Raw genomic sequence first — 17,520 nt, 5'->3', positions numbered from 1 at the left:
GCTGGAGCTAGAGCATCAGCGGCAGGCCCATGGCCGGCCAGACCCAGAAGGCGAAGACCACGACCAGCAGCACCATCAGCGGGCCAAGCACCGCGCTCAGCCGCAGAAGGTGGGCCGGGGTGTAGATGGGCACGTCCTCGATGTCGGAGAACAGGTTCACCGGTTTGGCGCTGCTGGTCAGGGTGTGGCAGAAACCGGCGGCCGCGGTGGAGGCGAAGGCGATCGCCACCGCGTTGACCCCGAGCCCGGGCGCCAGGGAGATCACCAGCGGGATCAGCACCGCCGAGCGGGCCGAACGGGACTGGATGACCAGGTGGGCGGCGGCGGAGATCACGATGACCAGCACCGCGAACACCCATCCGGCGGCCTGGCCCAGGTGCTTGACCGGGGCCAGGGCGCTGTTGGCCAGCCAGCCGGCGGCCCCGGTGTTGGCCAGCGCGGTGCCCAGGGTGAGGGTGGCGGCCATGAAGATCAGCATCGCCCACGGCACCGCCTTCAGCGCCTTGGCCAGCGGCACCGATCCGAAGCCCGGGCTGGTCACCAGCAGGGCGCCGAGCAGTGCCACGATCGCGGGGTGCAGCTGGTGCAGCGGTTCGGTGCACCACAGCACCACCACCGCGGCCACCAGCAGGGCCGCCCGGGACTGGGCCACGCTCAGCGGACCGGTCAACGGCACCGGCGAGTTCTGCTGCAGCTGCTCCAGGCTCACCGCCAGCCGGGCCTTGCGGTCCTGGTGGCCGGTGAACATCCACAGGATCAGTTCGGCCGCCAGGTGGGATGAGACGAACGCCAGCGGCAGCCCGTAGAGCAGCCAGGAGGCGAAGGAGAATCCGCTGAACCCGGAGGCCTGCAGGATCTGGCTGGTGATCAGGTGCGCCCCGGCCCCCAGGTAGGAGCCGACCGCGGAAAGCAGGATCACCGAGGGGAAGACCAGGGACAGGGCCAGCACCACCCGAGGCCGGTCGCCCAGCGCCTTGGCCAGGGCCACGAACACCGGGATGGCCAGGGCGGCCCGCCCGGAGGTGGAGGGCACCGCGAAGGCGGTGGCCACCAGCACCCCGGCCACCAGGTGCACCAGCTGGCGCGGGGTGCGCGCCCCGGCCACGATGTAGGCCGCGGCCCGGGTGGCCAGCCCGGTGGCGGTGATCCCGGCGGCGATGACGAACGCGGCCAGCAGCAGCCAGATGGTGTCCTCCCCCAGGGAGGCGAACAGCTCGGCTTCGGGCAGCACCCCCATCAGCACCAGCACCAGGGCGGCGCCCAGCGCCACGTAGGTGTCGGAGACCGGGGAGAAGATCCACAGCCAGATCGCCACCGCGAACACGCCCAGGGTCAGCGCACCCTGGGCCGGCAGCGCCGTATCCGGATCCGCCGGCTGCTCGAACACGCTGAGGATGCACCAGGTGATGAACCCGGCCAGCAGCACGGCGGCGATGACCGCGGCCCAACGCTGCCGGCTCCACGCCCGGGCGGTGCGCGCCTCGGGGACCGGCCCGGCACCGGCCGGGGCGGTGCTGTAGCGGAAGCGCTCGGTGCTGCGGGTGCGCTGCCTGGTGCCGGTCATGACTCGGCTCCCAGGGTGCTGGCCATGCAGTCGGCGAAGCGTTCACTGCCGGCGGCGGCCGGGGCCAGGGCGTCGGCGCCGAAGCTGATTCCGAAGCAGGTGCCCTGCCCGGCGCCGGATTCCACCCAGGCGCTGCCCCGGTGGGCTTCGGCGACCGCCTTGACCACCGCCAGGCCCAGGCCCATGCCCGGCTGGCCGCGGTCCGCACCCTGGGTACGGTAGCTTTCTAGCAGGCTGCGGGCCTGCTCGGCCTCCAGCCCCGCCCCGTGGTCCTGGACCCAGAAGCTGGCGGTGCCGCCGGTGACCGCCGAACCCAGGTGGATGGTGTCCCCCGGGCCGGTGAACTGCACGGCGTTGCCGATCAGCTGGCGCAGCGCATCGGTGATGCGCGCCGGATCCAGCCAGGCCTTGGTGGCGGAGGTGGCCTCGATCGCCAGGTGGCGTCCGGCCAGCAGGTCGCTGCCCGAGGCCTGCGCGGCGATCTGGGCGGTCACCTCCCCGACGGACGCCCACTGCGGGGCAACGAAACCGGGGTTGGTGCTCTGGGCCAGGATTTCCAGGTCCGCCAGGCACTGGCCCATCTGCCCAATCAGGTCCTGTGCCTGGGCGGCCATGTGGGAGCGCTTGGTGGTGGACAGCTCCCCGCGGGCCAGTTCGCGCACCGCAACGGCCAGGCGGTGCTGCGGTTCGGACAGGTGTGCCCGGGCCTCGGCGATGAAGTGGCGTTGGGCCAGGTGGGATCCCTCCACCCGGTCCAGCATGGCGTTGACCGTCTCGGCCAGCTGCGCCAGGTCATCCCGGCCGTGCACCGGGATGCGGGCCGAGAGGTCCTGGGCGGTGATCTGCTCGGCGGTTTCGCGCACCGCGCGGATCGGGCGCATGATGTGCCGGGCCACCAGCCAGGCGATCCCGGCGGTCAACGCCAGGCCGCCGGCGGCGATGGCCAGCAGCAGCACGGTGTGCCGGTCGGCCTGCTCCTGTGCGGCCCCGGTGAAGTGGGCAACCACCAGGTGCGCCTCGGTGGACGGGTCGGCGACCGCGGTCCCCTCACCGGTGGCTTCGGCCTTCGCCCAGCGCACCGGCCCATGGCTGGTGTCGTACACGCCGGAGGACTGCGGGTCCTGCACGATGCGCTGCAGCAGGGCGTGGTCCGTGGCCAGGCGGTCCCCGGCCTGGTCCAGTGCGCCCTGGGCGGTGTACACCTGCTGCCCGGCCTCACCGATGATCGCTTCACCGGCGACCGGCTGCTGGCGGGCGACGTAGCGTTCCATCAGCTCATCCATGGAGGTGAACGGCTTGGCTGTCTGCGGGTCCAGTCCCTCGGCGGCGAAGGTGCGGAACTCCTGGATCTCCTGGGTGATGCCGGCGTTCGCGGCCTCGGCGATCTGTCCGGACATCACCGAGCGCATGGTGACGGTGACGGCCAGCAGGGTCAGCGCGGTGGTGACCACGATCCAGCCAACGATCCGCCAGCGGGCGGAGACCGCCGAACCCTGGCCCTGGACCGGCTGCTTCGCCGCGGCGGTCTCGGTGCCGCCGTCCGGGGCCGGGCGCAGCGGGTGCCCGGCGGGGGTTCGCGTGTCAATGGTCTTAGTCATCGTCCTCACCGCCCCGGTCATCCGCAACGTCATCGTCGGAATCGGATTCGGTTGTGGGAGTGGTCCCCGGGTTGGTTGAGGGCACCGTGGAAGCCGGCTCCTGCCGGGCCGGCGGCGCCGGCTCGGCCTCCCCCGGCGCTTCGGTACCCGGCGCGGAGGTTCCGGGTTTGGGGGTTTCCGGCTTGGGTGTGTCCGGGGCCGGGGAGAGTTCGACAACCACCGGCTCTTGGGGCGGGGTTGGTGGATTGGCGGTGTCGGCCAGCAGCTGGCTGGCCGTCGCCAGACCGGCCGGAACGGCCAGCACGACGAGAATGATAAGTATGCGTCTGATCATGTCCCCAACACTAGAAATCCCTTGTGAGACCGTAATTAGACGTTCGTGAGACTCAGATGACGGGTGCATGAGAGCTTTATGAGAAAAACCGGCGCTGACCTCGCCGCTTAAGGTGTCCTTCAGCCTTGCCAAGGGATGCCTGCCGGACGCTGGCCAGCGCGGCCCGGGCATTGCACAATCAGGTATGGGCAACTCTGTGCAATCGTTCTACGGCCGCGATACTCTGCGCTATGTGCGCCTGATGCTGCTGGTCGTTCCGCTGCTTCTGGTGGTGGCCATCATCGTCTACGGCGTCGTGAACCAGCGGATTGAATCATCCATCAGCTCCTACTATTTGGGTCCCGCGCGCGACCTGTTCGTGGCCATGCTGGTCACCACCGGGGTGCTGCTGGTGGTATATAGCGGCCCGCCCCTGGAAGACCTGTCGCTGAACCTGGCCGGGTTCTACGCCATGTTCGTGGCACTGGTGCCCACGAAGCTCGGGCAGACGCTGCAGGAGTTATCGCAGGGCGAACGGGTGAAGCTGGTGCTCTCGGTGCGCGTGGCAATCATTGCCATCCTGGTGGTGACCGCAGTTTTCGCGTGGCTCGGCTGGCGCACCAAGCGGTGGCCGCGCGGGGAGTTCATGCACAACCTGCCCACCACCGTGCTGACCCACATCGGGGTGGTGCTGCTGGCCGGATTTCTGGTGCTGCTGACCTGGAGAACGATCGAGGGGGCGGAATTTGCCGGGGTGCATGCCTCGGCCGCGGCCTTGATGATCGGCAGCATGGGCATCGCCATCGCCAGCCATGTGGGCCCGGCCCGGCTGTGCCCGGATGGCGGGGCCGGCGAGCGCAGCTGGCATTACGCGGTGCTGGTGGGGTTGATGGCCGCAGGGCTCATCGCCTGGCCCGTCCTTGAGGCGTTGGGGATCTCCCAGGCGCTGTTCATTGTCGAATGGTTCGAGATCGGGCTGTTCTCATACTTCTGGTACCTGGAATCCCGTCGCCTATGGCACGAGCCGGAACGCACCGCGCCGATCCTCGGCTAAGGGCACCGGCCCGTGCGGTGTCCCCGATCGTGGGACCCGGGCGCCTTTGGCCTACTGGCCAGCGGCGGTTGCCGGACCGGCGGCCGCGGCTCCGGGTTCCGGGGCGGTCGAGGTTTCCACGAGCAGCGCGGCGGCGATGGCGTCAAAGGCACCGAGCGTGGCGAAGAGCTTGGCCGGTTCCTGCGGCAGCGGCCAACTGGAGAGCTTGACGGCCACGACTTCGGCCGGACGGTTGATGTAGACCAGCTGGCCGTGGATCCCCATGCACAGGAACACGTCATTGCCCGAGTAGGGGAACCAGAGCTGGTTGCGGTACATGCCGCCGGGCATCCGGTAGTCGCCGGGGCTGGTGGCAAAGGCGTCCCGCGAATCCGGTGCCCCCTCCAGGGTTTCGGCCATCCACGTTGAGGAGAGCACCCGCTGCCCGCTCAGGGAGACACCGTCGTTCAGCAGCATGGACCCGAAGCGGGCCATGTCCCGCAGGCTGGCGCTGATCCCCCCGTCAAAGGTGCCGGTCCCGAACTGGTCAATGTCAAGGACGGCGTCCGCCTCGGCGCCGATCTTCCCCCAGAGCACCGCGGACATCAGCTGCGCCATGGGTTGCCTGGCGGCGGCCTCGCACACCCAGCCCAGCATGTCGGTTTCGCAGGAACGGTATTCAAAGAACCCGCCGTGCGCGGTCTTGCGCTGCAGCGTCTTCAGGAAGGGGTACATTCCCGTGGGCCCCGGAGCGAGGGTGGGGGCCCAGCCAATGGCCTGCTCCAACAGCCGGATGCCCGAGAGCGGGTCCAGGTAGTTCTCGGAGAAGTTGATGCCCGAACGCATGTCCAGCAGGTGGCGGACCGTCGCCCCGGCGTACCCGGTGCCCTCCAGTTCGGGAAGATAGTCGGTGAGCTGGGCATCGGCATCCAGCGTCCCGGCGTCGCAGAGCGCGCCGGCCACCACCCCGATCAGGGACTTGCTCACCGACATCAGCAGGTGGACCGAGTCTGCGTTCATCTGCCCGAAATACTGTTCGGTGAGCACCTGGCCGCGGTGCAGCAGCATCCACCCGTCGGTGTTGGTCGAAGCCATGACCGCTCCCACGCTGACCGGTGCCTGCCCGGGCACGGTGCCCGGAACCAGCACCGAATCCAGGTCACGGTGCGCGGCCGGCAGCTCGGCCACCGGCCCGGACCCCCGTGCGATGGGCGCGGTGGGCAGGAAGTCGGCCATGTGCTGGAAGGACCAGTGCAGGTTCTGCGGCTGCTTCCAGTTCGTGACGTCCACCATCACGGCATTGCCCTGTTGATCCATGGCGTCCATGGCAGTTCCTTCCCAAGAAAATGTCGCTGTACCCATACCGTGTTGCTCCGATAGTACGACGGAGACTACCACTGCCCAGGTGATTGCCGGGCGCTTCTGCCAGTCCCCCATCAGGCTGGTGCCCAAAACCGTGGCGGGGCCACGCCCATGCACCCACTGCATGGGCGTGTAGCAGTACTGGCCGAAAGGCGGGTGAGTCACACAGAAACCTATGAATGATCCAGATTTTTCCTGCTATTCGCTGAAAACTTCGCTTTCGCTTATGCGCTGGCCCACAGGAAGGAATACGGTAAGAACAGACTATTCTCCGTCGGCGACCCTGCGGAACCGGCGACCATTTTTCGGTGCGGGCCCCAAAGGGTCCGCGTCGGCACGACACGAAGGCTTGATATTGAACGGCAACGCAACGTTTAGGCATCACAACGTGGCCCTTTTGGCCGTCAATAGGGTGCAGGCACCGGTGGTGCTCAGCTCCGCCGAATTCGACGAGCGACTGGCCCCCAGCCTGAAACGTTTGCGACTGTCCAAGAAACTGCTCGAACGCGCCTCCGGGGTGAAGGAACGCCGCTGGTGGTCCGAGGGCACCGGTTTTGACGACGCCGCGGTGGAAGCCGGCGGCAAGGCCATGGCCGAAGCCGGCATCGAGCCGGGGCAAATCGGCCTGCTGATCAACACGTCGGTGACCCGGCGCAACCTGGAACCCTCGGTGGCCTCCAAGATCCACCACGACCTGGGGCTGCCCTCCTCGGCGATGAACTTCGACGTGGCCAACGCCTGCCTCGGGTTCGTCAACGGCATGTCCCTGGCGGCGAACATGATCGACTCCGGACAGATCAAGTACGCGCTGATCGTGGCCGGGGAAGACGCCCAGCCCACCCAGGAAACCACGTTCCAGCGGCTGAATGCGGAAAACTCCACCCGCGAAGACTACCTGCGCGAATTCGCCACCCTCACCCTGGGGTCGGGGGCCGCCGCCGCAGTGGTGGGCCCCGCCGACGAACACCCCGGTGGCCACCGAATCGTGGGCGGGGTCTCCCGGGCCGGCACCCAGCACCACGAATTGTGCGTCGGCGGGCCGGCCGGCATGTACACCGACACCAAGGGGCTGCTGGATAACGGGCTGGACCTGGTGGTCAACGCCTGGCAAGAGGCGCATCAGTCCGGCTGGGATTGGCGTTCAATGGACCGTTACGTCACCCACCAGGTCTCCAAGTCCTACACCAACGCCATCATCAAGGCGGTGGGCCTGATCCGTGACCGGGTGCCGGTCACCTTCCCCAAGTGGGGCAATGTCGGCCCGGCCTCGCTGCCGATGACCCTGTCGCAGGAAGCCGAAACCCTCAAGCCCGGCGACCGCGTGCTGTGCATGGGCGTGGGCTCGGGACTGAACACCACCATGATGGAGCTGGCTTGGTAACTGAGATTTTTCCCGGTGTCGCTGCACGGTACTCGGGCTATCTCGAAGTGCCCTCCACCTCCGCGGTGGATCCGGCCGGCACCACCCACCGGTGGCACCTGCTGGACAACCATGGCGAACTGGAAGAACGCGGAATCAGCCCCGTGGGCACCTTGCTGTGCGTGCACGGCAACCCCACCTGGTCCTACCTGTGGCGCGAGCTGCTGAACCACGTCTCGGCCCATGCCCTGCCCTGGCGGGTGGTCGCAGTGGACCAGCTGGACATGGGCTTCTCCCCGCGCACCGGGGTCCTGCGTCGGTTGGCCGACCGGGTCAACGACCTCGGGGATCTGACCGCTGCCCTGGGCTTGGACGGCCCGGTCATCACGGTGGGGCACGACTGGGGCGGCATCATTTCCCTGGGCTGGGCCTTGGACCACCAGCAGCAGCTGGCCGGGGTGGTGTTGACCAACACCGCGGTGCACCCTGCGGGGTTCCAGATGCCTGCCGCGCTGCGCCTTGCCTCCCACCCGGCCGTGCACGGCTGGGGAACCAAGAGCACCGACGCATTCCTGCGGGTAACCCATTCGCTGGCCCACCCCAAACTGGATCCCGGTACCCGTGAGGCGTTCATGGCACCGTACACCAGCGCCGAGCGGCGCGATGGGGTGGCGAACTTCGTTGCCGACATCCCCTTCGCCCCGGACCACCCCAGCCGCTCCACCCTGGAGTCCATTGCCGAATCCCTTCGCACGCTCTCGGTTCCGGCCCTGCTGCTGTGGGGGCCCAAGGACCCGGTATTCTCCGACCGCTACCTGCGGGACTTGTTGTCCCGGCTCCCCCACGCGCAGGTGCACCGCTTCGAAGGCGCGGGACACCTGCTGCCCGAGGACCGCGACATCGCCACCCCCATCTTCGACTGGCTGGACAAGCAGGACGGGCCTGCGGGGCGTGCCGAACCGCTGAACGGCTACCGGCCCATGCTGGCCGAACTGGATGCCCGCACCCAGGACAACACCGCGGCGGTGGTGGACGTCAGCCCACCACGCACCCTGTCCTGGTCGGACCTGGGCCACCGGGTGAATACCCTGGCCGCCGGGCTGGCCAGCATCGGGGTCCGCTCGGGCAGCCGGGTCAACCTGCTGGTGCCCCCGGGCATCGAACTGACCTCCCTGATCTACGCCTGCCTGCGGCTGGGCGCGGTGATCGTGGTCGCCGATGCCGGTTTGGGAACCAAGGGGCTGGGCCGGGCCATCCGCGGCGCCGGGCCGGACTACCTGATCGGCATTGAACGCGCCCTGACCGGGGCCCGGGTGCTGGGCTGGCCTGGGACCAAGGTGGCCGTGGATGACCTGCCGGCGGCAAAGCTCAAGCTGCTGGGCGTGGCGCACACGGTGCCAGAGCTGCTGCTCACCGGCGCGGCCGCCAATCCCACCGCCGACGATTTCACGGCCGCTGATCCGGACGCGGACGCCGCGGTGCTCTTCACCTCCGGCTCGACCGGCCCGGCCAAGGGCGTGGTCTACACGCACCGGCAGCTGGCCGCCATGCGCGACACCCTGGCCGAAACCTACGACCTGAAGGCCGGCTCCGCGCTGGTGGCCGGGTTTGCGCCCTTCGCGCTGCTCGGCCCGGCGCTGGGTGCCACCTCGGTCACCCCGGACATGGATGTCACCGCCCCGCGCACGCTCACCGCCGCCGCACTGGCCGATGCCGCCGCGGCGATCAACGCAAGCACGGTGTTCGCTTCCCCGGCCGCCCTGGCCAACGTGGTGGCCACCAGCGGGCGCCTGGATGCCGGGCAACGCCAGGTCCTGGAGCAGGTCACCCTGATGCTCTCGGCCGGGGCCCCGGTGCCCGAACCCCTGCTGGCCAAGGTCCAACAGCTGGTGCCCCACGCCGGGGTGCACACCCCCTATGGGATGACCGAGGCCCTGCCGGTGACGGACATTGACCTGGACGAGATCCGGGCGGCCGGCAACGGCAATGGCGTCTGTGTCGGCACCCCCGTCGCCGGGGCGCAGATCGCGATCGCCGCCCTGGACGCCTCCGGGAACGCGGCGGATGAGCCCACCACGACCCCGGAGCTCACCGGGGAGATCCTGGTTCGGGCTCCCCACGTCAAGGACCGCTACGACCGGCTTTGGATCACTGAGCAGCAAAGCGTCTCCATCCCCGGATGGCACCGGACCGGGGACGTTGGCCACCTGGATGCCGAGGGACGCCTGTGGGTCGAAGGCCGCCTGGGCCACGTCGTGCGCACCGCCCGCGGGCCGTTGACCCCGGTCGCCGCGGAGCAGGCGGCGGAGTCGGTGCCCGGCGCCGGACGCGCCGCTCTGGTCGGTGTCGGACCGGCCGGCACCCAGGTGGCCGTGGTCGTCATGGAAACCAATCCGCCGGCCAAACGGCCCGGCCCGGCGTCCACGGCCCCGGCCAACGAGGTCCGGGAGGCGGTGTCCGCCGCCGGTGTCGAGGTGGCGGCGGTGCTCGTGGTCCCGGATCTTCCCACCGACATCCGGCACAACTCCAAGATTGATCGTGCCGCCCTGGCAGCCTGGGCCGAAAAGACCCTGGCCGGAGGAAGGATCCGCAAACCATGAGCACCCCTGATTCCCCAGCAACACCGCGCCGGGTGCTGGTCACCGGCGCCAGCGGCCTGCTCGGCGGAGCCGTCGCCGAATTGTTGCGCACCAAGGGGCACCATGTTCGCACGTTCCAGCGGCGTGCCTCGAACGGCGCCACGGATGAAGTCCTGGGATCGCTGACGGACCAGGGAGCGGTCAATCGTGCCGCCAAGGGCATGGACGCGGTCATTCACCTGGCGGCAAAGGTCTCCTTCACCGGGGACTGGGACGAGTTCGTCTCCACGAACATCGTCGGCACCAGGAACCTGTTGCAGGCCGCCCAGGAATCCGGGGTTTCGGATTTCGTCTTCGTCTCCTCCCCCTCGGTAGCGCACTTCGGCGCAGCCCTGGCCGGGGAGTCGGCGGGCACCGCCGACCCGGAACGCGCCCGCGGGTTCTACGCCCGCTCCAAGGCGGCCGCGGAACTGATCGCCCTGTCGGAGGACCAGCCCGAATTCCGGGTGACGGCCATCCGGCCGCACGTTGTCTGGGGCCCGGGTGACACACAGTTGGTCGAACGTGTCATCCAGCGCGCCAAGGCGGGCCGGCTGCCCCTGCTGGACCAGGGTGCCGCACTGATTGATACCACCTACATCGACAACGCCGCCGCCGCGATCGTGCGAGGGCTGGAACGCATGGATCATGCCCACGGCCGTGCCCTGGTGGTAACCAACGGGGAACCACGTCCGGTTGGAGAACTCATGGCGGGAATCTGCCAGGCCGGCGGCGCACCGGCCCCCAAACTGAACGTGCCCGGCTGGTTGGCCCGCGGCGCGGGATCGGTGATTGAAAAAGCGTGGCTGGCCGCCGGCCGCCGCAACCTGGTGACCGACGAACCTCCAATGACCCGATTCCTGGCCGAGCAGCTGTCCACCGCCCACTGGTTCGATCAACGTCAAACGCACGAAATCCTGGACTGGAAGCCGGAAGTCAGCATCGATGAGGGAATTGAGCGCCTCCGTGCCCACTACAGTGGCTCGCCGGTTGGCTAGCAACGCGATCTTGTAGCCCCACAGCACAGGAGCCGGGGCAGGCCGCAATTGATTCTCAGCTTCCTTACATTCGGTGCGGCCTGCGGCCCCAGGTAGTAGAGACTTGATGCCATGGACAAGCCCGAAGCAGTCACCACCCAGGACTCAACCGTCGAACAGTGGACGGCGGCACTGGCCCAGTCCACCGGTTCGCCCGGTGGCGGCGCCGGTGCCGGATTGATGCTGGCCATTGCCGCCTCCCTGATCTCCATGGTTGCCGGTTACACGGATGCGCAGGAACCGCAGGCCGCCCACGTGCAGAGCCTTCGACGCCGTGCCTTGGAGTTGCGGCAGACGGCGCTGCGCCTGGCGGACGAAGACGCCTCCGCGTCCAAGGCCTTCGGCGCCGCGTTCCACCTGGAGCCTGGAAGGGAACGTGAGACCGCGATCAAGAAAGCCAGCATCAACGCTGCCCGGGCCTCGGCGACGCTGGGCAAGCACGCCGTTATGGCCATTGACGACCTTGAATGGCTGGCCCTGAACGGCAACCAGGCGCTGATTTCCGATGTGGTGGTCGCTTTGGGCTCATTGCGCGCCACGCTTGCTGGCGCCCGTACTAATGTCAGCTTCGACCTGGCCAGCTCGACAACCGACGATTCATCGATGGCCGAACTGCGCCGGCAGCACCAGGACCTCTTCGCTGCACTGCGTGAATTTGAAGCGGCTATCGAACGCCTGGATACGATCGCCTCCGGGATTGACCGGCGCGCGGCCCCAACCAGCACCTGATATGTTGCTGACTTTGTCAAGATAGGCAGAACAAGGCGACCCCGCATCCAAATGGACGCGTGGTCGCCTTGCCGTTCCCCGGGAGCCCCGACCTTCAGGCCGGTTCATGATTCGTGCTGTTATTCAGCGACGACGTGGTCGAATCTGATATCCGCGGGTTGGTTACCGCATGACGACTTTTCGGCGGGAAGCCGAGCCGCTGGTCTAGCGACGAACGTCGCAAATCACCGGTGCCCGGAAGGCCGGATCAACCGGGACGGGGCCGCGACGACGCACTGGATTGCGGCCGCAATCAAGGTGCGGGCCAGGCCATACCCTGTCGGTCCGGCCTCGTAGGTAGCCCGGAGGGTGGAGATCTCACCACCATGGGTCAGGATCCATTGGCGGACAGCGGCTGCGTCCATGGCCAAGGCTGCGCGTTGCACTTCTCCGGTCTCCGGGGTGATGGCACAGATTTTCACGCTGCGGGCACGCACGTCCATGCCGATGAAAGTACGCTGGTACGTAGCTGGAACCTCCTCGTTCATCTGTCGGCACCAACACAACAGTGGCGCCACAGACCCGAGGAAATCCACGGGTTCGTGGTGATCATGTTGGTGATCCACGCTACGCCGTAGAGCGTTCAATCATTATGAAGCGGAGGTTCCAGCCCATACCAGACCTACCAAGCCCTACACCTCATATCGTCTAGATGTACCCGAAACGAAAATACGGCGGTGCGCGGCGCAGCCCCTCGTGGCGCTGCCGGGCTCTACGCGTTGCTCCTTCCTTCTGCGATATGCAGCCTTGGAACGGCCAGTCCTCGTGGTAAATGGCTCGGAGCAGCGGATCAGACGCGGCCTGTACACGAATGCTCCGGCGGCAGCTCTGTGCGAATCTGCCCCGTGCGATACCGCGACTGCCCCGAACATCATCACTATGATGATGACCAAACGCAGATGCCCGCGCCTGACTGGACTCAAAGGAGATGTTCCGTGGCCCCATGGGAGAAGGTTGTCCGCTTTTCAGGGAAACTGATCATCCAGATCGATCAGGCAGCAGAGGAACGCGATTACAAGGTCGCTTTCGCCGAAAACGCGCAGGAGGCCCGCACCCAACTGTTGGCAGGGGATGAGGCATGGTTCGATAACTTGCGCAGGGCCGTCGCCAGAACCAACCTGCTGAATCAGTACTTCATGATGGCACTTATCAAGGAGTACCAAGAGCAGTCCGATGCCGTGCGTTCGGCCGTCCTGCGGTTTTGGGCCGAACCTGCCTCGGTGAGCAAGCTCGACGAGCTGGAGAATTCGTTGCGCGCCCTGAACAAGGAACGGTTGTCGGCCGGAGGCGCAATAGCATTCGGTTCACTGCTCCTGATGAGCATCTCACCAGCCAAGTACCCGCCCTTCAGGGCTCGAAAATCGGCACAGTTCCTGCGCCTGCTCGGGCTCAAGCCCTTGCCTGCGAAGGCACCCGCCAGTGAACGCTATACACAGTTCCTCAAAGTGCTTGATGACCTGTGTGCCCAGGCCCAGGGTGCCGGTCTGCCGATTCGCGACCGGCTGGACGCACAAGGCCTCATGTGGACATTGTTGAGCACCGATCCTGACTCATCCTGGTCAAGCGACGAAGCCACAGAATTCAGGCAATGGCGCGGAGACGCGGAACCGAGCACTCCGGCACCTGCCATGCACGATTTCGATGCATCCAAGGAAGCCGCAACTTCCTTGAACCAAACACCGGCACCCCTCATCGCCGAGGCCCTCCTGAGGTTGAAACCCGCCAGTGAGGAGTTGGCCAACGAACTGTATCTTGATCGTGAAGACCTCCAGGAGATTATTGACCTCTTGCAGGCACGCAGACAGATCGTGTTCTACGGGCCTCCAGGTACCGGCAAAACCTATATCGGAAAACACCTGGCCCGCTTCCTGTCTAATTCCCAACAGCCGGACAGTGTCCAAATCGTCCAGTTCCACCCCTCCTACTCCTATGAGGATTTCTTCGAAGGCTTCCGGCCGGCGGGAACAACAGAGGGACAAGTCGGGTTTTCCCTCCATCAGGGACCGTTGCGACGCCTGGCCGCGCTGGCAAGCCGGGAGGAGAACCGCAACAAGCCCTACTTCCTGCTGATCGACGAGATGAACCGGGGCAACTTGGCCAAGGTCTTTGGCGAGCTTTACTTTCTCCTGGAGTATCGGGATGACAAGATTCGGCTTCAGTACAGCCCGGAAGAAGAGTTCCAGCTTCCGCCCAACCTGTTCATCATCGGAACCATGAATTCTTCTGACCGATCGATCGCCATGGTCGATGCGGCCATTAGACGGCGCTTCGCCTTCGTCGAGCTTCATCCCCAGGGGCATCTGATCGGGAACGTGCTGCCCCGCTTCCTGACCGCCAAACAGCGCTCGACCCTGGCGTTCCAAATGCTGACCGCCCTGAACGACGAACTTGATTCCGACCAACGCGACCTGGCCATCGGGCCCTCCTACTTCATGCGCGATGAGGCAGCAACGGTCCAGGGGCTGCGAAGAATCTGGAAATACGAGCTCCTGCCGCTGCTCGAGGAATACCACTATGGATTCCTGAACCGGACCGAGGTGCACAACAGATTCGGCTTTGACGCGATCTCTTCGAACCTGGATTTGCGGTTGTTCGAGACCGGCACCACCCGCTCCGACTATGAAGAGGAATCGGACGAGGTGCGATGAACGAGCCACAACTCAAACACGTCGTTCTGGATGAATTGGCTACAAGTTCCGAGCACCTCAACCTGGATGACATCACGCGGCAGGCCCTGCAGCAAACGAAGCTCGTCACCGTCGTTCCCGCCCCGGCAAACCGGTGGATGATGCTGCCCAACGGCTATGTGGGCGCCGTGCAGTTCGGTGAGCTGCTGGTTGAAGTGCGTCCCAAGGAACGAGTCGGAGTCTCCCAGCTGCTCTTCCTGCTCAGCTATGCCAAGGATCCCGGATTTCGTCCGGAGAACGTCGAGGCTTCCTCGACCAATGATCTGTGGCCAGCCATGGGTGAAACGTTCGCTCGATTGAGCGAACAAGCCATCGCCCAGGGGGTGCTGCACGGGTACCGGTCTGTCGATGATTCAGAACGCACCCTCCGCGGGCGCATACGGATGTCCGATCAGCTGGCGCGGCATCCGGGAATGATGTTCCCGCTGGAAGTTACGTACGACGAGTTCACTACGGATATTCCCGAAAACCGCATCCTCAAAGCCGCCACCTACCGGCTGCTGCTGCTTCCCGGCTTAGGAGCAGACGTGCGGCAAAGGTTGGAACGCGTTGCGTCGCGACTTGCTGAAGTGTCACCGTTGGCCGCCGGGGTTGGCCGACCCGCCTGGCAGCCTACCCGACGAAACAGTCGCTATATTCCCGCCCTGCGAATTGCAGAACTAGTGTTGGAGAATCTGGTCGCCGAGGCTCGTCACGGGAGATTGCGGGTTGCCGCATTCGTGGTCAACATGGCCAAGGTCTTCGAAGACTTCATCTCCATTGCCTTGGCCCAAGCGCTCACGCAGTTTGACGTTGCACCCCAGACGCAGGTCGGATACAAGCTGGATGCGCCGCGCATGGACGGCGCCTCCCGCGTCGATATCCGTCCCGACATCGTTCTGATGCGCGATCGCGCACCGGTTCTGGCGTTGGATGCGAAATACAAAGCCGAGTCCAGCTCCGGACAACACGCCAACGCCGATTACTACCAAATGCTGGCCTACGCCACGGCGCTGGGGCTGGGCCATATCTGGCTGGTGTACGCAGGAAAGGGCGAGCCCTTAAGCCGCCGGATCATCAATTCTGGAGTTTGCATTCACGAGTATCCGCTTGATCTGTCTTCTGCGCCGCAACAGGTGCTGACCCGCATTCACGATCTGGCCCTAACCTGCATGCGCACGTTAAATGCCCCGCACGCTGCGGCCATTTCAACCGCCTAGCCCTCACCCGGTGGCCGCAAAAGCGCCTTCCCGCCACCTGCCTGCCGTGGCGCTGACGGACCGGTCCCCCGCTACGACAAACCCACTGCGCGCCCTTGGTCATCGACATCCATGTGCATGGCGGCCGGCACCTTGGGAAGGCCAGGCATGGTTGTGATCGCCCCGGTGATGACCACAATGAAACCGGCACCCGTCTTGGGAACGATCTCGCGGACCTGCAACGTGAATCCTTCAGGGGCTCCCAGCAGCGTGGGGTCATCGGAGAACGAATACTGGGTCTTGGCCATGCACACCGGCAGGTCGTCCCAGCCGTTGGCGTGGATCTGCTCGAGCATCCGTCTTGCCTTGGCAGAATATTCAATGCCCACTCCGCCATAGAGCTCGCGCACCAGGGTTAGGATCTTCTCCTCAACCGGTTGCGTCAGCTCGTACAACGGGGAGAAATTGTTCGGTGGTTCAATGGCCCGCAAGACCGCGGCGGCCAGCTCCCCGGCCCCGGCCCCGCCGTGGCCCCAGACATCGGCTACGGCGCATTCAATGTTGTTCGCCGCGGCCCATTCGGTGACTACGGCCAATTCCGCTTCGGTATCCGTGGTGAACCGGTTGATGCCGATGACCGGCTGGATACCGAACTTCGAAATGTTCAAGGCATGCCGGGCGAGGTTCGTCAGGCCCGCGCGCACGGCCTCAACGTCTTCTTCACGCAGCTGCTCCAGGGACACTCCCCCGTGCATTTTCAGGGCACGAATGGTAGCCACGATGACGACGGTGTCCGGGTCGCACCCGGCATAGCGGGCCTTGATGTCCATGAACTTCTCGGCGCCCAGGTCGGTGCCGAAGCCCGCCTCGGTCACCACGATGTCGGCCAGCGTGCGCGCGGTATTGGTGGCGACCCCCGAGTTGCAGCCGTGCGCAATGTTGGCGAATGGCCCGCCGTGGATGAGGGCGGGGGTACCGCCTATGGTCTGGACGAGGTTGGGTTTGATCGCCTCCTTGAGCAGCAAGGCCATGGCTCCGGCGGCCCCCAGCTCGTCCACGGTGACCGGAGCGTTGTCGCGGGTATAGCCGATGGTCATGCGGCCGAGCCGGGCGCGCAAGTCCTCCAGCCCGGTGGCCAGGCAGAATACCGCCATGACCTCGGAAGCAGCGGTGATCTCGAAACCGGTTTCCCGCGGCATCCCGTCGGCCGGTCCGCCAAGGCCGATGACCACGTTGCGCAGCGCCCGGTCGTTCATGTCCACGGCGCGTTTGAAGGTGATGCGACGCGGATCAATGCCCAGGGAATTTCCCTGGTGCAGGTGGTTGTCGATCAGTGCCATCAACAGGTTGTTCGCGCTGGTGATGGCATGGAAATCCCCGGTGAAATGCAGGTTGATCTCATCCATCGGAAGCACCTGCGACTTGCCGCCGCCGGTGGCCCCACCCTTCATGCCGAAACTCGGGCCCACGGAGGGTTCACGCAGGGCGATCATGGTTTTCGTTCCCGCGGCGGCCAAGGCATCGCCCAAGCCCACCACCATGGTGGATTTCCCTTCCCCCGCGGGTGTCGGGGACATGCCGCTGACCAGGACCACCTTTCCCAGGCCGGAACCGCGAGCAGTCAGCAGGGCCGGGTCGATCTTGGCCTTGTACCTGCCGTAAGGCTCCACCGCAGTCTCCGGGATCCCGGCCGACCGGGCGATCTGCGAAATTGGCTTGAGCACCGCTCGCGAGGCAATGGCAAGATCACTCATGTCGGTTTCTGGCGTGGAAGTCATCGTGTGCCCCTATCTGGCTTCCCTAGTCGGGGGAAATGAACCCCAGGGTCCTTGGTTTTCCTCGATTCACCTTCAAGCTACCACTGAGGAGGTCGCGGGCGGTGGGATGTCCCCGCCAAATTCTCATCTACTGAGAACCGCAGGGTCATGGGCCGCGATTGGGCAAACCGGGGATTGCGTGTGGTTGGCGCTGAATCCCCGGGCCTTCTGAGCCGGTTTGGCGC

At 66.0% G+C, this 17,520-nt stretch carries 13 protein-coding genes; 7 read left to right on the top strand and 6 right to left on the bottom strand.

The window, feature by feature from the left end:
* Positions 1-7 precede the first annotated feature (7 nt).
* From AC6I21_RS04540 to AC6I21_RS04530, 3 genes are read right to left on the bottom strand one after another with little or no spacing between them, the layout of a single operon-like run.
* Positions 8-1,564, bottom strand: a complete 1,557-nt coding sequence (locus AC6I21_RS04540) for an SLC13 family permease (protein WP_138925903.1) — start codon at positions 1,562-1,564, stop codon at positions 8-10.
* The gene (locus AC6I21_RS04535; RefSeq protein ID WP_175419325.1) at positions 1,561-3,162 is read right to left on the bottom strand and encodes a sensor histidine kinase; all 1,602 of its coding nucleotides are present in this window, start codon (positions 3,160-3,162) and stop codon (positions 1,561-1,563) included. Before AC6I21_RS04535 ends, AC6I21_RS04540 begins: the two co-directional genes overlap by 4 nt.
* Entirely contained in the window at positions 3,155-3,496 is a 342-nt protein-coding gene (locus AC6I21_RS04530) for a hypothetical protein (protein ID WP_138925901.1), read from the bottom strand. Before AC6I21_RS04530 ends, AC6I21_RS04535 begins: the two co-directional genes overlap by 8 nt.
* A gap of 184 nt (positions 3,497-3,680) precedes the next feature.
* On the opposite strand from AC6I21_RS04530, the gene AC6I21_RS04525 reads away from it, so the two are divergent.
* Complete coding sequence (locus AC6I21_RS04525) at positions 3,681-4,529, top strand: hypothetical protein (RefSeq protein ID WP_138925900.1); 849 nt, start codon at positions 3,681-3,683, stop codon at positions 4,527-4,529.
* A 51-nt stretch (positions 4,530-4,580) separates the two neighbouring features.
* On the opposite strand, the gene AC6I21_RS04520 is transcribed toward AC6I21_RS04525, so the two are convergent.
* Positions 4,581-5,834: a serine hydrolase domain-containing protein gene (locus AC6I21_RS04520; RefSeq protein WP_217496553.1), complete on the bottom strand. Its 1,254-nt coding sequence runs from the start codon at positions 5,832-5,834 to the stop codon at positions 4,581-4,583.
* Between the two features lie 391 nt (positions 5,835-6,225).
* Between AC6I21_RS04520 and AC6I21_RS04515 the strand changes: the two genes are divergently transcribed.
* The 4 genes from AC6I21_RS04515 (at position 6,226) to AC6I21_RS04500 (ending at position 11,614) form a co-directional block, all read left to right on the top strand.
* Entirely contained in the window at positions 6,226-7,251 is a 1,026-nt protein-coding gene (locus AC6I21_RS04515; protein ID WP_175419324.1) for a 3-oxoacyl-ACP synthase III, read from the top strand.
* A complete protein-coding gene (locus AC6I21_RS04510) occupies positions 7,245-9,830 on the top strand; it encodes an alpha/beta fold hydrolase (protein ID WP_497763131.1) in 2,586 nt (861 codons plus the stop codon). Before AC6I21_RS04515 ends, AC6I21_RS04510 begins: the two co-directional genes overlap by 7 nt.
* Positions 9,827-10,846 carry an NAD-dependent epimerase/dehydratase family protein gene (locus tag AC6I21_RS04505; protein ID WP_138925897.1) on the top strand — a complete coding sequence of 340 codons (1,020 nt, stop codon included), beginning with the start codon at positions 9,827-9,829 and terminating at the stop codon, positions 10,844-10,846. The genes AC6I21_RS04510 and AC6I21_RS04505 overlap by 4 nt, the downstream gene beginning before the upstream one ends.
* Before the next feature lie 111 nt (positions 10,847-10,957).
* Positions 10,958-11,614, top strand: coding sequence for a cyclodeaminase/cyclohydrolase family protein (locus AC6I21_RS04500; RefSeq protein ID WP_138925896.1), 657 nt, complete (start codon positions 10,958-10,960; stop codon positions 11,612-11,614).
* Positions 11,615-11,838: 224 nt separating this feature from the next.
* Here AC6I21_RS04500 and AC6I21_RS04495 read toward each other — a convergent pair whose 3' ends face one another.
* Positions 11,839-12,141: a hypothetical protein gene (locus AC6I21_RS04495; RefSeq protein ID WP_138925895.1), complete on the bottom strand. Its 303-nt coding sequence runs from the start codon at positions 12,139-12,141 to the stop codon at positions 11,839-11,841.
* A gap of 447 nt (positions 12,142-12,588) precedes the next feature.
* Here AC6I21_RS04495 and AC6I21_RS04490 point away from each other — a divergent pair, with 447 nt between their 5' ends.
* Together AC6I21_RS04490 and AC6I21_RS04485 are read left to right on the top strand one after the other, a co-directional pair.
* Positions 12,589-14,301 (top strand): McrB family protein, encoded by a 1,713-nt coding sequence (locus tag AC6I21_RS04490; protein WP_342773587.1) that lies wholly within the window; start codon positions 12,589-12,591, stop codon positions 14,299-14,301.
* Positions 14,298-15,539: an McrC family protein gene (locus tag AC6I21_RS04485; protein WP_138925894.1), complete on the top strand. Its 1,242-nt coding sequence runs from the start codon at positions 14,298-14,300 to the stop codon at positions 15,537-15,539. The genes AC6I21_RS04490 and AC6I21_RS04485 overlap by 4 nt, the downstream gene beginning before the upstream one ends.
* A gap of 71 nt (positions 15,540-15,610) precedes the next feature.
* On the opposite strand, the gene AC6I21_RS04480 is transcribed toward AC6I21_RS04485, so the two are convergent.
* Positions 15,611-17,296 carry a formate--tetrahydrofolate ligase gene (locus tag AC6I21_RS04480; protein ID WP_138925893.1) on the bottom strand — a complete coding sequence of 562 codons (1,686 nt, stop codon included), beginning with the start codon at positions 17,294-17,296 and terminating at the stop codon, positions 15,611-15,613.
* Positions 17,297-17,520: the final 224 nt, after the last annotated feature.

It is taken from the genome of Glutamicibacter sp. St.4D3, assembly GCF_059728615.1.
This window is presented reverse-complemented; position numbering and strand designations above follow the sequence as displayed.

Bases quoted from the DNA above. Each gene is read 5' to 3' on its own strand.
- AC6I21_RS04540 (WP_138925903.1), bottom strand. From the start codon at position 1,564: ATGACCGGCACCAGGCAGCGCACCCGCAGCACCGAGCGCTTCCGCTAC.
- AC6I21_RS04535 (WP_175419325.1), bottom strand. From the start codon at position 3,162: ATGACTAAGACCATTGACACGCGAACCCCCGCCGGGCACCCGCTGCGC.
- AC6I21_RS04530 (WP_138925901.1), bottom strand. From the start codon at position 3,496: ATGATCAGACGCATACTTATCATTCTCGTCGTGCTGGCCGTTCCGGCC.
- AC6I21_RS04525 (WP_138925900.1), top strand. From the start codon at position 3,681: ATGGGCAACTCTGTGCAATCGTTCTACGGCCGCGATACTCTGCGCTAT.
- AC6I21_RS04520 (WP_217496553.1), bottom strand. From the start codon at position 5,834: ATGGACGCCATGGATCAACAGGGCAATGCCGTGATGGTGGACGTCACG.
- AC6I21_RS04505 (WP_138925897.1), top strand. From the start codon at position 9,827: ATGAGCACCCCTGATTCCCCAGCAACACCGCGCCGGGTGCTGGTCACC.
- AC6I21_RS04500 (WP_138925896.1), top strand. From the start codon at position 10,958: ATGGACAAGCCCGAAGCAGTCACCACCCAGGACTCAACCGTCGAACAG.
- AC6I21_RS04495 (WP_138925895.1), bottom strand. From the start codon at position 12,141: ATGAACGAGGAGGTTCCAGCTACGTACCAGCGTACTTTCATCGGCATG.
- AC6I21_RS04485 (WP_138925894.1), top strand. From the start codon at position 14,298: ATGAACGAGCCACAACTCAAACACGTCGTTCTGGATGAATTGGCTACA.
- AC6I21_RS04480 (WP_138925893.1), bottom strand. From the start codon at position 17,296: ATGACTTCCACGCCAGAAACCGACATGAGTGATCTTGCCATTGCCTCG.